We start from the raw sequence: 15,473 nt of genomic DNA, 5'->3' as shown, positions 1-15,473 counted from the left end.
GCGTTCCTAAGTTCTTAAATAGCCTTTTCCTCTCACACTAGAGAGAAAAAAGTTAAGGGCTAATGCCAGTGCAAGTAAAACCATACCCAGCGCGACACCTTGTGCGAAAGCGCCTTTATGACTCTCCATGGCAATAGCCGTTGGGATATTTCTTGTCATCCCCATAATGTTGCCACCAACCATCATCGAACAGCCCACTTCAGTGACGATGCGAGAAAATGCAGCGATGGTGGCAGCCATTAAAGGAAAGCGAGTTTCCCAAATTAAAGTACATGCCACTCGAGTGGTTGATACTCCCAGGGTACGTGCAGTTTCAACCGCGCGACGGTCACTGGCTTGCAGCGCACCATGCATCATTGCGACAAGGATCGGGAAACAGATCAGCATCTGACCTAAGATCATCGCCTGTTGCGTGAATAGCAGTTGCCAATCGCCCAAAGGGCCAGAGCGCGATAGCATCATGTACATCAGCAAGCCGATTACGACAGTCGGAATAGCTTGTAAGGTGTTAATCACGGAAAGCAGCGCCCACTTCCCGGGAAACTCTGTGTACGCTAATAAAAAAGCCATGATGATTGCAGGTACGATCACCAGTGAAATGGCGGACAAAGACACGCTGAAAGATACCGCGACGATTTTCCACAATTCGTAGTCAAAGCTCACTAGTAAATTTAATGCATCAAGCGTTGTTTGCCATAAGGTCATGATGTATCTCGTTTCGATCGACAATAAGTCTTAGTAGGTATGACTGATTTAATCATAGCTGACTGAATTTGCTTGAGGCTTAATTGGTCAGCTATCGTATCTTAAAGTGGTCTTTTGCAAGAGTCGTTGTTAACAAAAGCTAACAGCTTTTACCAAGTAACTTTCATGAACATTATTTCTTCATTAATGTCACTTGGTAAAGGATAGTGCTTTGTTGACTACTCTGCGCTAGCAACAAACAACTGCTTACCGTGAAGCTTAAAGTCGTTGATTAGCTTTTGACCTTTCGGGTTCACCAACCAATCACTGAATACTTTCGCTGCTTGGTAGTTGATGCTTGGGTAACGTTCTGGGTTCACCAAAATAACTTGGTAAGGGTTGAAAAGGTTTTTGTCGCCTTGGAACAACACTTTAAGATCAAGTTTGTTTTGGTAAGCCAACCAAGTTCCGCGGTCTGTCATGGTATAACCTTGCATCTCTGATGCCATGTTTAGGGTAGGCCCCATACCTTGACCAACGCTGCGATAACCACCGAAGTTGGGTTCCATTTTAGTTTGAGCCCAAATACCCATCTCTTTTTTGTGAGTACCTGAATCGTCGCCACGAGAAACAAAAGTAACGTTGTTTTCTGCAATGGCTTTGAATACTTCAGCGACGTTTTCTTGAGACGCAACCTTAGCAGGATCCGTTTGAGGGCCAACGATAACAAAATCGTTGTACATCAGCTTGCGAGGTAGAACACCGTAGCCTTTTTCAACGAAGTTCGCTTCGGCCTTAGGAGCGTGCGTCATCACAAGATCAACATCACCATTTTCGCCCATGCGAAGTGATTTGCCTGTACCTGCAGCGAGTACGTCGACTTTGATACCAGAATCCTTTTCAAATTCAGGTAATAAGTAATCGAGCAAACCAGAATGATAAGTACTTGTCGTGGTTGCAAGTTTGATATGAGTGGTGTCTTCTGCGCTGCTAGCCGTGTAACTGACGATAGATAGAGCTGCAAGGGTTAAGGGAATTGCTTTCATTATTATTATGTCCATTCTGTTATAAATGAATGACATGCCTTCAGTATAAAGGGCTCAAAGAAGGTCATGTACATAAGATGCTAATTGTTGTAATTAGAAATCATCACCTTACAAGCAAGCTTGATGCCAATAAATCATGCATCAGATCTCATTAAATTACTGTTATTTCGGACTAAGTTGCGCCATTTGACGCGAAAAATTGAACCAAAACATGAGCTAGGACAAAATGTCGCATATTGCCCCTGTAGCACAAAAGGTTAATTGGTACACTCTGTCCCAACTTTCACTGTGGGCTTATCAATATGTCTTTACCTAGTTCAACTGCATCTAATCTCAACCCAAACACATTGACTCAATATCAAGCATTTTCTGTCTTGGTGGTCGACGATGAAATTGGCATGCAGGCCATTTTGAAAAAAGCACTAGGTAAGTTCTTTGGTAAGGTCTCAAGTGCGGGTTCTGTAGAAGAGGCTGAGATCCTCCGTTGCAATGAGCATTTTGATCTGATCGTTCTCGATATTAATCTTCCAGGTCGTTCTGGTATTGAGTGGGAAGAAGCCTTTAATGATGCAGATAAGCGTGCAGATGTCATTTTCATGACTGGTTACGCCGATCTAGAGATGACCATATCAGCGCTTAAGCTTGGCGCTTCTGATTTCATTCTAAAGCCGTTCAATTTGGAGCAGATGATACAAGCCGTACTTCGCTGCATGGATAAGCGCTTAGACCAACGAATGCAATATGCGCTAAAGCGAGATGTTAGCCGTCATATTAAAACCGAATTGATCGGTAATTCAGACAAAACCAAACAGCTTAAACAACTTATTAGTCAGTTTGCGCCATCAAGAGCCTCAGTGCTTATCGAAGGTGAATCCGGAACCGGTAAGGAACTGGTCGCGCGTGGTGTACATGAAGCCAGCAAACGTACGGGGCCATTTGTACCGATTAACTGCGGCGCGATTGCACCAGAGCTTTTAGAAAGTGAGTTGTTTGGTCATACATCAGGTGCATTTACTGGCGCGAAAAAAAATAGAGAGGGTCTCTTTAGAGTCGCAAGTGGTGGCACACTGTTCCTTGACGAAATAGGTGAGATGCCATTACCAATGCAAGCAGCTTTATTACGAGTTTTAGAGCAACGTACGATTCGTCCTGTCGGCAGCGAGAAAGAGATCGCCGTCGACGTTCGAGTTGTCGCTGCGACCAACCGAAACTTACAGGATGAGGTCGACAAAGGACATTTTCGCCGTGATCTCTTCTATCGACTCAATGTACTTAAGATAGATGTTGTTCCTCTTAGAGAACGTCCATCTGATTTGATTGAGCTTGTTCCGTACTTTACACGTTTATTATCAAGTGAACTTGGTATGCCTGTCCCTAATTGGGCGCATGAAGATATCTTGGCAATGAACGAGTACGAATGGCCGGGGAATATCCGTGAGCTTAAAAACTTAGTCGAACGATGCATTCTATTAGACAAGCCACCAGCTCACTATTGGCGTGAGATTAACGGTGATCCAGCACCAACGAGTATATCAGTGACGGTGTCACATGGGTCTGAAGTGCCTAACTTGGAAAACTATGACGCGGCAGAAGGGTATCCAAACAGTTGGACACTCAAAGAAGTGGAAAAAGCACATATTGAGCAACTAGTGAGTTTTCACGATGGCAACAAATCTGCTGCAGCGAGAGATCTCGGTGTTGCACGAAAAACGTTAGAACGTAAGTACAAAGATTGGAACACAGAAGGTTCTGAATATGCCGATTAGACGTCTTTGGTGGTCTAAGTGGACGTTCCGTTTCAAAACAATGGTACGTTATCGCTTATTGTTCCTGACATCCGCTCCGATTATCTTAACGCTCTGCGCATTGGTTGCCATTACCTTGTATTGGTCGGTTCATTATACGTGGCAGGGCGCGTTAATTGATGTCGATGAGCGTTTGGATGTCGCAGACAACAGTATTCATTTGATTCAAAGCCAACAAGCTTATAATGTTCAAGCGTTTGCTGAATCTTACAATTTCCGAGTAAAGCTCACCAGTAATGGTTCGAAAGAAGACTTCACTCGCTGGGTGTCAGAGAACAAGAAACGCTATAAGCTCGATTTTCTACGCTGGCGCAGTGTTGAGCAAATGGACAAAAAGCTTGAATACCTTGATCTTACGCACAAAGAGTCCTTTTTTAATGTGCTTACTCAAGATGAACTGAATGAACTCGATCGCAATCTAGCGAAACAAGCCGAAGTACCAATGCTCAACGGGCACGATGTCGAAACTCGAGGTTTGGTCAGTCGCACTGTTGTGTCAATTAGAGACAAACATGACCATGTAATTGGTTTTCTTGATGGCGGTATTTTACTCAATAATAGTACCCAATTAGTTGATCAGATCAGCAATCTGATATACCCACAACGCGATGGTTTTAATCGACGTATTGGTACCGTTACTGTATTTCTAGATGATCTTCGCGTTAGCACGAACGTTCCGCTAAGTAGCGAGGACAGTGCAGGACGCGCTATTGGTACTCGCGTCTCCAACGAAGTTCACACAAAAGTGCTCAATGAAGGCAAAGAGTGGCTTGACCGTGCATATGTTTACGATGCGTGGTACATCACCGCTTACCAGCCGATCCATGACCAATTCGACAACGTCATTGGCATGCTTTACACCGGTTATCTAATTTGGCCTCTCATACAAACTTATTTAACTAATCTTGGTGAAATAAGCATTACCATTGTATTGCTATTGCTAGCTTCGGGTTTGATCGTCCATCGTGGCGCGCGTGATCTTTTCAACCCAATTGAACGCATTCATAAAGTCGTCAAGCTTGTCCAAATGGGGCAAGACAAGCGAATTGGTACGCTAGGATTGGATGATCAACACGAACTGACACTGCTCGCTAAACAGTTTGACAAGATGTTGGATCTTCTACACGAGCGTAATCAAGAGATTCAACAAGCGGCGTCAGAATTGGAATGCAAAGTTCATTCTCGTACCGCGAGTTTGAAAGAGAAAACTGAAGAGCTTGAGCTTCACATTCAACTACTCAACCAAGCGAGAGATAAGCTGGTGGTCAATGAAAAGTTGGCAGCACTAGGCGAGTTAACCGCAGGAATTGCGCACGAGATTAATAACCCAACAGCCGTGATTTTAGGCAACGTAGAGTTGATGAAGTTTGAACTAGGAGATGACATTGGTCGAGTCAACGAAGAAGTCCAAGCTATCATGGAACAAATCGATCGAATTCGAAACATCACACGAAGCCTGCTTCAATATAGCCGACATGGCGGTGTTCAAGACGAAGTCACATGGCAACATATCAACCCGATAGTAGATGAGAGCATCACATTAGTGAAAACGGGCGCTAAGAAGAAAGGTATTGTTTATGTCTCTAACCTTAGTGCAAAAACATCTGTTGAAGTTAATCGAAATCAACTGCTACAGATCCTCGTGAACTTACAAATGAACGCGATTCATGCCATGGATGGGCAAGGTACATTGACGATTTCAAGTGAAGATTGGGTTGAAAATGGTGTGTCTCATGGCGCTATCGTTCATGTTAAAGATGAAGGCTGTGGTATTAAAGAAGAACAACTAAAACGTATTTTCTCGCCTTTTTATACCACCAAACGCGACGGTACAGGCTTAGGCTTATCTGTCTCTCAAAGTATCTTGAGTCAGACTGGTGGTGAAATCCGAGTTGAATCTGAGGTAGGCAAGGGAAGTTGCTTTAGTATCTACCTTCAACAAAAAGCAAAACCGCAATTGCTGGTGTCCAACCTCTAAACTAAATACCTGATCGAACCGTTACTTACGCTTAGATTCGATCCTCCGTTAGAGGTTACCTAATTAGACCTCTAACGTTCCTGGGCTTCTCTCTTTTTTCTGCCCAGGCACGCAAATCACGTCCTACTAATCTATCACAAGCTAAATCTCAACCTCTGCCTGTTTGACGAGTGCCTCTTTTTGATTATGTAACACAGTGTATATTCTTCAGTCTTGATGCATATCATCTGAACTGTATGAAATTTTGATACCTTGGTCGAAAATTCATAATCAAAACAAATAATAAAGTCAGTCAGCTATGAAATTAAGTAACCTTTCTATCAAATCAAAACTCGTATCCATTGTCATCTTATCGGTTGTTCTCTTGGTAATGACGTCTACTTTTAATCTAATACAGCAGCGCGCGAGCTCCATGGAGGAACGGCAAGATAAGCTAAGTGCTCAAGTTGAAACTGCAGTCAGTTTGGCGAGCTACTATTACAGCCAACGTAACGTGCTTGGCGAAGCAGTCGCAAAAGAACAGGCTCTACGCGCAATCGAGACACTTCGCTATGACAGCACCAACTATTTCTGGATCTTAAATCAGCAGCTCAACATTATTAGCCACCCATTAAAGCCCGAACTGAACGATACGAATGCGGGCAACTTAAAAGATGGTGCGGGTAAACATCACTGGCGCGAAATGGTCACCATTTCTCGTTCTCCTGCGGAAAAAGGCTTTCTCGATTATCAATGGATGAGCCCTCAAGGTGAACTCAAAGACAAGATTTCATATGTACAATTATTTCCTGAATGGAACTGGGTGGTTGGCTCTGGAATATTAGTCGCAGACATACAAGAGGCATTTTACGCATTAGCAATCAAAGAAGGGCTGGTTGCCGTGGTGTTCTCAGTCCTTTTGTTTGCGATGGGTTATGCGATTTCCAATAATATTCTTGTACCACTCGACAAGCTTATCGGTAACACTCATAAAATTGCCGATGGCGATCTTCGTGTCCGCATGAACATGATGCGAAAAGATGAACTCGGCGATATGAGCCATCAGATCGATACCATGTTAGATAAACTTCAAAGTACGTTGCGAACCGCGAATGAGTCTGCCGACTTATCCAGCAATATGGCGAGCCACATAGCTCAAGCGAGTGAAGAAGCCGCAACCAGTGTTAACTCTCAACATGCACAACTTGAGTTATTGTCTACCGCGATGACAGAAATGAGTGCGACCATTTCTGATGTTGCCGTAAATGCCGAAAACACAGCAGAGAGCACCAATAAAGTGGTGGATCATGCGAATCAAAACGACCAAAACATGCAGGTGACCTCCAAAACGATATCTCAAGTTTCAGAAAACATTTCGACAGCTAATGACCTTGTGAGAGACTTACAATCCGGTGTGACTGAGATAAGCCAAGTGGTGAGTGTGATACGTGATGTATCCGAACAAACCAACTTATTAGCGCTAAATGCTGCGATTGAAGCGGCACGTGCTGGTGAGCAAGGAAGAGGGTTTGCAGTGGTTGCAGATGAAGTTCGTAACCTTGCGAGTCGTACTCAAAATTCAACCAACGAAGTCCAACACACAATAGAGAAACTCACTCAGCAAGCAGAACGAACCTACAAAGCGATGCAAAGCAGTAATGAGAAGGTCGATCATAGTGTCGTCGCTTCCAATGACACGCGCCAACAACTTGATGTGATTGTTACTGAATTACATAACGCGAACGACATGGTGGCACAGATTGCTGCAGCCTCGGAGCAGCAGAGTGCGGTAGCAACAGAAATGAGTGAAAGTGTCACTGGCATTCATTTAGCCGCGAATGAAGTTCTACAAGCATCACAATCACTGGCAGAAGACAGTCAGAAAATGGCTAACACCACAGAGTACCTAACAGAACAGTTGAAGTACTTTAAGGTATAAACCCAACAACTCTTAGTCTTTCCGCACATAGAAACCTCATAAAAAAACACCTCCGCACTTGAGATAAGTTAGGAGGTGTTTTTGTTTATCGATAACGAGAAGGTTAATTCACTCTCCAAGCGTTAAACCGACTTCGATTAATGCGCAGCCACTGAAATTTTCGGAGGGTTGATATTGTGCTTTCTGAACTCCTTCATTACACGCAAAGTAATGTCGGTTTCAAATAACTTCTCATATGCGGTGTCCACTACGTAAGCTTTACAAGTTAGTTGTATCGCTAAGTAGTTATCCGTAATCGTCTGTTTTACTAAAACCGTGACCGGCTTGGGTAAATGAATATAGCGACTTGAAGAAGCCGCTTCTTGGATTAAGTCACGGGCTAGAGTGATGTCTTCATTCATTCCGACGTAAAACGGAATCACCACCTGCATATCCAACGCACCATAGTTACCACTGGTAGTGACTTCATTTAAGAACTTGTTGTTTGGAATTGTGATGATGTCATCATTCAAAGTTCTCATGCGCACAGAACGCAAACCAATCGTAATTATGTCGCCGTAATTACCTTCAAACGTGACGCGATCACCAACTTGAAAGGGTCTATCGATCATCACCGTGATACCCGCGATAAATGATGCTGCCAAGTCTTTAAGCGCAAAGCCTACTGAAACAGCAAGAGTACCCCCAATCAAAGCCAGTATTTGGTCGTTAATTCTAAAACTCATCATGAACACGATAAGACCCGTGCTTACGTAGATAAAGAACTGAGTAAACGACTGCAGTTTTTGTAGCAACATTCTATATTGCACAAACTGGCTACCAAAGCTGGTCACCAACGAATTGATGAACTTAAGCAACAGCCACATTGCTGCAATAACGATCATGGAGAAGAACACACCGCTCCATCGTACCAAGCTTGCAATCTTAGAGATGTTCTCTACGTTGGCTAACTCTTCCGTTGCATAGGTCGGAAAACTCACGGTAGTCGCTAAGCCAACAAGTAATAGGACAAATAACTTCTTCATTTCACTTCACCAATAAATGTTGACGGTCGAGAACGTTAGTAATGTGACGGAACCAGTGATCCGATATCTTAGCCTTGTCTTCATTCCAGCCAATGTAACCGCGACTTTCGAAATAACGCAGAATCCCGGTAATCTCAGCAATACTCAACTGAGTACATTCAGACAGCACTTCTGGCGACGCGATTTCCAACTGCACGATAGAACGAAGCACAGCCAGCATAGGTTTAGGCATGTTTTCTAGCTCTTGAGCTTCTGGTACGTGGAACAAGCGTACCACGGCTTGATCTGTCTCTTTATTTCGATTCAGAGATAAACGGAAGAAGCGCAGGGCAACGGTAGGGTTACCATCGGAGTAATGCCATAGAATTCGATAAAACCCTTTACGAGCGCGTTCCTCTTCTGTCATGTCATCTTGATCCCACTGCTTAGGAACCACCAAGCCATCAAATGACAACGGCTTTTCTAACTCGTTGTTGATGCGACTCGTTAAAAGCTCACTCACTTGTTTTTCTGTCCAACGAGGAAGGAAGCAAACCAGGTCAAACAACAAGCGCTCACCACGAGCTCGATCAACAAAGCGCCAGCTTGATTTGGCAATCGACATGACTACACGGTGATTTTTTTTAGAACGACGAAGCAAGTTTGTTAGGCGGATAAGATCAGATAATCCGCCCACCATAGGCTTGACTAAGCGCTGTGCATTATCAATCGCAATAAGATAAGTGGTTTCGCTTTTACGTAGATGCGCCAAAATCTGAATCTCGGTGGCTTCCTCATCCAAACCAATACTCACTGCTAGATGGGCTAGGAACTCTTGGTACCCCGCATATGGGCAGCTTACGTAGACTGGCTCGGCATTTGACACCTTGTGCAGCAGGGTATAAAGCAGAGTCGTTGAGCCAACACCACGCTCGCCAGACACGATACAAATTGCAGGGCTATCTGACATGAGGTAGCGAGAAAGCTGTTTCACCTCGTCGCCGGCATAATCAATAAGCGTGCTGTCTATTGAACCCGGTAAAATGTATTCAAAGGTTTGGTCGCCTTTTATCCTCACTAAATTCTGTTGGTTCTTATCAAGGTCAGACTGTTTCGCCACTTCAATTCGAAACAAATAAGCTAAGGCTTGACTAAACAGAGTGTAGTTAGAAAGTAGAGCCATGATTCGATGCTGAAAGTTATAAACACTCAACCAAGCGATCCCCAGCGCTGTTGCAACAATATTAAGGAGAAAAGTGTCCTTACGGTTTACCGCCCAATTGACCCATACTGGTCGATCGGAGATGTGTTGTAATGTATCGAATACTTTTGCTCGCCATAATCGAAGAACTGAGATAGTAACCAACACAAACCAGAAAAACAGAACGCTGTATATCCAACTGTAGATCGTGCCTTTGCCCAGGGTTATGCTCGATATTTGCAGAATCACACCCGCAATAATGAAGCTCCACACATAACGGCGAATTGTTGATAGACGCAGAGCAATCACTTCTTGATTCGATGTGCGGCCTAAACGGTAAGCAAATTCGAGGATAAAGCTAATCGCAATCGAGCCTCCAAGAATCCACCATGTGAAGATCTCAAGGAAAATCAGGTGTTGCAGGCTAGAGATGCTAGAAAGTACTCTCAATGAAAGTGTGATGGCAATTAGCCAAGCAATCGCTCGATCAGCGCGGCTGATATACCAAATCACGCGAACTAGGAAAGGAGGGTTCGTTTTCGCTTCAAGAAAGTTAATTCGAAACAACTCAATCAAGCGAGTGCTGTTGGCAAGCCACCACACTAAACCGGAGTAGATGAACAACACTTTTAACGACGCGCCAATCACAGGTACGGGCGAAATAAAGATATCGTTAACTAACGCCTTGAAGCTACGGATCTGAAAATAGACCAGATATTCAACGTTGAGCTTAGTCAGATCCCACTCTTGTTTAAACTGAGTTACCCCATAAGGGCCAAAACCTGTCAGGCGTTCTTTGTTTGCAGTGGTCGTCTGTTCAAGCAGGTGCTGCTTACTGACGTTCAAACTATTCAATGTCACGTAGCTTGACTCAACCGCAAACCACAGATCGACATTGTTGTTTTCTTTGTAGGCTAACAACTGCTGGTCAAATGTCGTGATTTGCTGATTTTGAACTCGAAGCACTTCAGCCAATAGAGTGTTGACTTTGCGTTTATCCAATTCATCCATAAACAAAGGATCGGGTAGGGCATTTATACGGTTGTCCAGAGCTTTGACTGCGTTCGATACCTGAGGTTGTGATTGTAAGTCATATTCCAAGTTGGCATGACTGGGCCAAGAGAGCATGGCTAATAAAAGCAATAAGAAGCGCGATAGTGAACGCATAAAAATCTCTTAGAATTATGAGGTTAGGATTACTATAGTTAGTTAATCTTGCTTTGTGAAATCTAACCACTTTTCGGGGGAGAGTACTTTATTCCTGTTTCTTTCATCATTGTCATGAAATTGTCAGGGGTTGGGCTAGTATTTGAGCAGTTAGCTATGTCGCTGGTTGCTAGTCTGAAAGCAGGTTCAACTGTAACAATGCGCCATGCGATATATTCAATTATCAGCATTACATCAGTCGTAATATAAAACCCAATAACGACTGGTGTTCGCTACTTTGTTTCTCTTGAAGAAAGACGTTTTTTCTCTGCAAAATAGAAAATCAAAAGTGTGAGTCAGCTCAAACTATGATTTGGCAAGGTTATCACTCACTTAATGGTCAGTAATTGCAATCAATACTTGCAGTTAAAGCCCTGAACAAGTAACGTTGCGGCGTTTTTCACATTAAAAAGGTAACGGCATTGATCTCCACAGCAAATATCACCCAACAATTCGGCGCTAAGCCACTTTTCGAAAATATTTCAGTTAAGTTCGGCGAAGGCAACCGCTACGGTCTAATCGGCGCGAATGGCTGTGGTAAATCGACATTCATGAAGATCCTATCAGGTGAACTTGAGCCGACTGCCGGTAACGTAAGCTACGATCCAAATGAGCGCGTTGCAAAGCTAAACCAAGACCAATTCGCTTACGAAGAATTCACGGTAATCGACACGGTTATCATGGGTCACAAAGAGCTTTGGGCTATTAAACAAGAGCGTGACCGCATTTACTCTTTGCCAGAAATGAGCGAAGAAGACGGCATGAAAGTGGCTGACCTTGAAGTTCAGTTCGCTGAAATGGACGGCTACATGGCAGAAGCGAAAGCGGGTGAGCTTCTTCTTGCGGTAGGTATTGAAGAATCAATGCACTTTGGCCTGATGAGCGAAGTAGCACCGGGTTGGAAACTTCGTGTTCTATTGTCTCAAGTACTGTTTGCAGACCCGCATATCATGCTTCTTGACGAACCAACGAACAACTTGGACATGGACACGATCAAGTGGTTGGAAGATACGCTAAACCAACGTAACTGCACAATGATCATCATTTCGCACGACCGTCACTTCCTAAACTCTGTTTGTACACACATGGCTGACCTTGATTACGGCGAACTTCGTCTATTCCCAGGTAACTACGATGAGTACATGACGGCTGCGACTCAAGCTCGTGAGCGTCTACTGTCTGACAATGCTAAGAAGAAAGCACAAATCGCTGAACTTCAAACGTTCGTTTCTCGTTTCTCTGCTAACGCATCTAAAGCGAAACAAGCGACGTCTCGTGCTAAACAAATCGATAAAATTCAACTAGACGAAGTTAAAGCGTCTAGCCGTCAAAACCCATTCATCCGTTTCGAACAGTCAAAAGAGCTATTCCGTAACGCGCTTGTGGTTGAAAACCTATCCCAAGGTTTTGAAGAAGACCTATACAGCAAGTTCGATGCAATCTTCGAAGTTGGTGAGCGTGTTGCTATCATCGGTGAAAACGGTGTAGGTAAAACAACACTACTTAACACACTAGCTGGCGCTCTTGAGCCTCGCACTGGTGAGTACAAGTGGTCTGAAAACTCAAACATCGGTTACTACGCTCAAGATCATGCTCATGATTTCGAAGAAGACATGAACCTGTTTGATTGGATGAGTCAATGGCGCCAAGAAGGTGAAGACGAGCAGGTTGTTCGTGGTTTCCTAGGTCGTATGTTGTTTGGTCAAGATGACATTAAGAAATCTGTAAAGGTTATTTCTGGTGGTGAGCAAGGTCGTATGCTTCTTGGTAAGATTATGATGCATAAGCCAAACATCCTACTAATGGATGAACCAACAAACCACATGGATATGGAGTCTATCGAAGCGCTTAACTTGGCTCTTGAGAACTACAAAGGCACATTGTTCTTCGTATCTCACGACCGTGTATTTGTAGACTCGCTAGCGACCCGTGTTCTTGAAATCAAGGATGGCAAGATCAACGACTTCCGCGGTACATACGCTGAATTCTTGAAAGCTCGTGGCTAAGCATTAAGCTGACCTTAGTTTCCTACTCAGCAGGTGGGAAACTTGAAGCTTTAACTAAGAAAACGCCGTCATACTGAAAAGCATGACGGCGTTTTTGTATCTATATATTGTGAGCCACTAACTCTTCACATCAGAATTTCACATTAAAAGCAGTTAGTGAATCACCAAGTCAAACTCACGCTTTTTGTCCGGGTGCTGATTGTTCACCTTTCACATCAAAATCGATCTTGTCTGCACCGGTGAACACTTGGAAACGTAAACCTTTAGCACGAGCAATCGTTGTGATACCGAACTTCTGAGCCAAGTCTAAGCCCATTTGCGTTACGCCAGAGCGTGAGAGCAGAACAGGGATACCCATCTGCGCAACCTTAATCACCATCTCAGACGTTAAACGCCCTGTGGTATAGAAGATCTTATCTTCACCTGACTCTTTGTTAAGCCACATCTCACCAGCCAATGTATCAACGGCATTGTGTCGGCCAACATCTTCAACAAACGATAGAACCTTGTCGTCTTTGCAAACCGCACAACCGTGCACCGCGCCGGCTTTCTTGTAGGTATCATTATAATGAGTCAATGCTTCAAGCGCTGTGTAGATTTCAGATTGCTTGATCTTGTTTTGAGGCACTTGGTAATCTTCCAACTGCTTCATCACGTTGCCATACATGGTGCCCTGACCGCAGCCAGAGGTCACTGTTTTCTTCTTAAGCGCTTGCTCAAGTTGGCTCGTATCTTCTTTGGTAATAACTGCAGCAGAGCTGGTTTCCCAATCGATGATGATAGATTCAACCGCTTCGGGATCGGAAAGGAAGCTCTGGTTTTTCAAATAACCTAATACTAATGACTCAGGACGAGAGCCGAGTGTCATCAGGGTTACGATCTCTTTCCAGTTCAACATCACGGTAAGAGGGCGTTCGCAAGCGATCTGTTTAGTTAGTTTCTCACCATATTCGTCGAACACTTCAACTTCGATTGTCTGAAGTGGGTTTTCGCTGGTTTTTATTATGTTTGGTTTTACCACAATCACTTCCTACTTAATGAGATAGGTTTGTAACAAGGAGGTCTAGCACCGCTCTGTTAATTGATTCTTTAGTTCAGACTTAAAGCAAATCTCATTCCAAAATAACGGGGATTGATGGAAACATGAAGCATTAGATGAAAATAGCGCAAAATATGAGAGTTCATCGTGTGGAGTTGTATGAAACAACCGCTATCAACTAACGTTATAGTGACAACTTGATGGCGGACGCTATAGATACGCTCTCGCAATTAATCCATATTGGCGTGTTTATTGCTTTATGGGGTGTATATGATTGCGCACAGTACAAAATGTCCAAAGTGCATTCAGACCAAAGAAAATCAATTGGGTGAAGTATGTCTGAGACAAAAGAATTCAAAGAACAATATGAAAAAACTGAAGCAGCTTGGCCAATCGGTGTCCAAAGAATAGAGAAAGAGATCAAAACAGGTATCTGGGTAACCACGCAATGGGAATTGACGGGATTTGAACTGTCACCAGAATACGATACCCAAGACGTTTGTTTGCTTCAATTACATAAAGACGAGCGTACAGACTACCGTTTCAACCTAAGTTCTCAGCAACCTAAGCTATTCTTAGTGATGGATAACGTCGATTCTGGTGTTAAGCCTGTGATTCAGTTACTTACGGCATCACAAACCGTTGCAGGGCAATACATGGACGGTGACAACCAAGTACTTTCATACGACATTCCGTTGCCTGTACAAGCTTGGATGGAAGCGTTCATCGGTCGTCATGGCGAGTTATTAGAAGCAAGACGTAAAAAACGCAAAGGCGCGGGTCGATCAAATGGCAACTAACTTTTTTAGTCGTTGGTCTCAACGAAAGCTTGATGAATCTACTGACGAGTCTCAGGAAACAGAACAAACGCTTGAGATAACTGAATCTTCTTCTGAGATTTCGTCAGGTCAGTCAAATGCATCCTCTGAGATCGAACAAGTCGATACTGAAGCTTCTACTGAAACGACGTTGTCATCAGCAGGCGCTGAAGAGGCGACTGATGTTCAAGGTTTAGCGCCAGAAGAAGACGTTTCTGTTGCTCAATTATTGGTTTCAGAAGCATCAGAAAGCGTAAAAAAAGCGGCGTTGCGTAAATTATTCCTCTCAGAAGAGTTCAACGTTCGTGATGGTTTAGATGATTACGACGATGATTACAGTAATTTGAAGTCTCTTTCTGAAGGGGTTGCGGAAACCTTGCGTGATTGGGTTAAAGATAAAACAGAAGAAGAAACTACGCTAGAAGAAGAGAGAGTCATTGATAATAAAGATGAGGGTGACGTTTTAGAAGGTACTGAAAGCGATCTTGAGGTCTCTGACAATGAACTTGAAACGTCAGAAAGTGCCGAAATAGCCGAAGAAGAAAAAGAACTGTATAAAAACACAGTTCCCGATATTGGCGCTGCAATATCAGACGAAGCTGACCTGAAAAAAATGGGACAAAATATACCACACAAAGAATAGGTACATTTTGACTAAACACTCAATGAACCGCTTGCGACAAAATGTCCCAAGCGGTTTTTTTATTCTTAATTCAAATGATAATTACGCAAGAATTCACTCTAACCTATTGAAATAAAATGGATATT

At 43.5% G+C, this 15,473-nt stretch carries 11 protein-coding genes; 6 read left to right on the top strand and 5 right to left on the bottom strand.

The window, feature by feature from the left end:
• Positions 1-6 precede the first annotated feature (6 nt).
• Both SJY39_RS22300 and SJY39_RS22295 read right to left on the bottom strand, forming a co-directional pair.
• Positions 7-705, bottom strand: coding sequence for an ABC transporter permease (locus SJY39_RS22300; RefSeq protein WP_016784878.1), 699 nt, complete (start codon positions 703-705; stop codon positions 7-9).
• Positions 706-923: 218 nt separating this feature from the next.
• Complete coding sequence (locus SJY39_RS22295; protein ID WP_016768075.1) at positions 924-1,730, bottom strand: substrate-binding domain-containing protein; 807 nt, start codon at positions 1,728-1,730, stop codon at positions 924-926.
• A gap of 302 nt (positions 1,731-2,032) precedes the next feature.
• Here SJY39_RS22295 and SJY39_RS22290 point away from each other — a divergent pair, with 302 nt between their 5' ends.
• The 3 genes from SJY39_RS22290 to SJY39_RS22280 all read left to right on the top strand — a co-directional run bounded on the left by SJY39_RS22290 (position 2,033) and on the right by SJY39_RS22280 (position 7,431).
• On the top strand, positions 2,033-3,496 hold the full coding sequence (locus tag SJY39_RS22290; RefSeq protein WP_016788664.1) for a sigma-54 dependent transcriptional regulator: 1,464 nt from the start codon (positions 2,033-2,035) through the stop codon (positions 3,494-3,496).
• Positions 3,486-5,513, top strand: coding sequence for a cache domain-containing protein (locus tag SJY39_RS22285; RefSeq protein WP_016784880.1), 2,028 nt, complete (start codon positions 3,486-3,488; stop codon positions 5,511-5,513). The genes SJY39_RS22290 and SJY39_RS22285 overlap by 11 nt, the downstream gene beginning before the upstream one ends.
• 298 nt (positions 5,514-5,811) lie before the next feature.
• Positions 5,812-7,431 carry a methyl-accepting chemotaxis protein gene (locus SJY39_RS22280; RefSeq protein ID WP_016791633.1) on the top strand — a complete coding sequence of 540 codons (1,620 nt, stop codon included), beginning with the start codon at positions 5,812-5,814 and terminating at the stop codon, positions 7,429-7,431.
• Between the two features lie 137 nt (positions 7,432-7,568).
• On the opposite strand, the gene SJY39_RS22275 is transcribed toward SJY39_RS22280, so the two are convergent.
• Together SJY39_RS22275 and SJY39_RS22270 are read right to left on the bottom strand one after the other, a co-directional pair.
• Positions 7,569-8,456 (bottom strand): mechanosensitive ion channel family protein, encoded by an 888-nt coding sequence (locus tag SJY39_RS22275; RefSeq protein WP_010440875.1) that lies wholly within the window; start codon positions 8,454-8,456, stop codon positions 7,569-7,571.
• A 1-nt stretch (position 8,457) separates the two neighbouring features.
• Entirely contained in the window at positions 8,458-10,803 is a 2,346-nt protein-coding gene (locus SJY39_RS22270) for an ATP-binding protein (RefSeq protein ID WP_016793302.1), read from the bottom strand.
• 461 nt (positions 10,804-11,264) lie between these two features.
• Between SJY39_RS22270 and SJY39_RS22265 the strand changes: the two genes are divergently transcribed.
• Positions 11,265-12,848 (top strand): ABC-F family ATPase, encoded by a 1,584-nt coding sequence (locus tag SJY39_RS22265; RefSeq protein ID WP_010440871.1) that lies wholly within the window; start codon positions 11,265-11,267, stop codon positions 12,846-12,848.
• A gap of 175 nt (positions 12,849-13,023) precedes the next feature.
• On the opposite strand, the gene fdhD is transcribed toward SJY39_RS22265, so the two are convergent.
• Positions 13,024-13,869 (bottom strand): formate dehydrogenase accessory sulfurtransferase FdhD, encoded by an 846-nt coding sequence (gene fdhD / locus SJY39_RS22260; RefSeq protein WP_010440869.1) that lies wholly within the window; start codon positions 13,867-13,869, stop codon positions 13,024-13,026.
• Between the two features lie 353 nt (positions 13,870-14,222).
• On the opposite strand from fdhD, the gene SJY39_RS22255 reads away from it, so the two are divergent.
• Both SJY39_RS22255 and SJY39_RS22250 read left to right on the top strand, forming a co-directional pair.
• A complete protein-coding gene (locus tag SJY39_RS22255) occupies positions 14,223-14,687 on the top strand; it encodes a DUF3305 domain-containing protein (RefSeq protein WP_010440867.1) in 465 nt (154 codons plus the stop codon).
• Positions 14,677-15,348 carry a DUF3306 domain-containing protein gene (locus SJY39_RS22250; protein ID WP_016793303.1) on the top strand — a complete coding sequence of 224 codons (672 nt, stop codon included), beginning with the start codon at positions 14,677-14,679 and terminating at the stop codon, positions 15,346-15,348. Before SJY39_RS22255 ends, SJY39_RS22250 begins: the two co-directional genes overlap by 11 nt.
• The last annotated feature ends 125 nt before the right edge of the window (positions 15,349-15,473 follow it).

It is taken from the genome of Vibrio sp. R78045 (assembly GCF_042466085.1).
In the GTDB taxonomy this organism is placed as follows: domain Bacteria; phylum Pseudomonadota; class Gammaproteobacteria; order Enterobacterales; family Vibrionaceae; genus Vibrio; species Vibrio cyclitrophicus.
Note: the sequence above shows the minus strand (reverse complement) of the source record. Positions and strands in the feature narration are given on the sequence as shown.

Coding starts and splice junctions, on each gene's coding strand:
- SJY39_RS22280 (WP_016791633.1), top strand. CDS start 5,812: ATGAAATTAAGTAACCTTTCTATCAAATCAAAACTCGTATCCATTGTC.
- SJY39_RS22290 (WP_016788664.1), top strand. CDS start 2,033: ATGTCTTTACCTAGTTCAACTGCATCTAATCTCAACCCAAACACATTG.
- SJY39_RS22285 (WP_016784880.1), top strand. CDS start 3,486: ATGCCGATTAGACGTCTTTGGTGGTCTAAGTGGACGTTCCGTTTCAAA.
- SJY39_RS22295 (WP_016768075.1), bottom strand. CDS start 1,730: ATGAAAGCAATTCCCTTAACCCTTGCAGCTCTATCTATCGTCAGTTAC.
- SJY39_RS22270 (WP_016793302.1), bottom strand. CDS start 10,803: ATGCGTTCACTATCGCGCTTCTTATTGCTTTTATTAGCCATGCTCTCT.
- SJY39_RS22300 (WP_016784878.1), bottom strand. CDS start 705: ATGACCTTATGGCAAACAACGCTTGATGCATTAAATTTACTAGTGAGC.
- SJY39_RS22250 (WP_016793303.1), top strand. CDS start 14,677: ATGGCAACTAACTTTTTTAGTCGTTGGTCTCAACGAAAGCTTGATGAA.
- SJY39_RS22275 (WP_010440875.1), bottom strand. CDS start 8,456: ATGAAGAAGTTATTTGTCCTATTACTTGTTGGCTTAGCGACTACCGTG.
- SJY39_RS22255 (WP_010440867.1), top strand. CDS start 14,223: ATGTCTGAGACAAAAGAATTCAAAGAACAATATGAAAAAACTGAAGCA.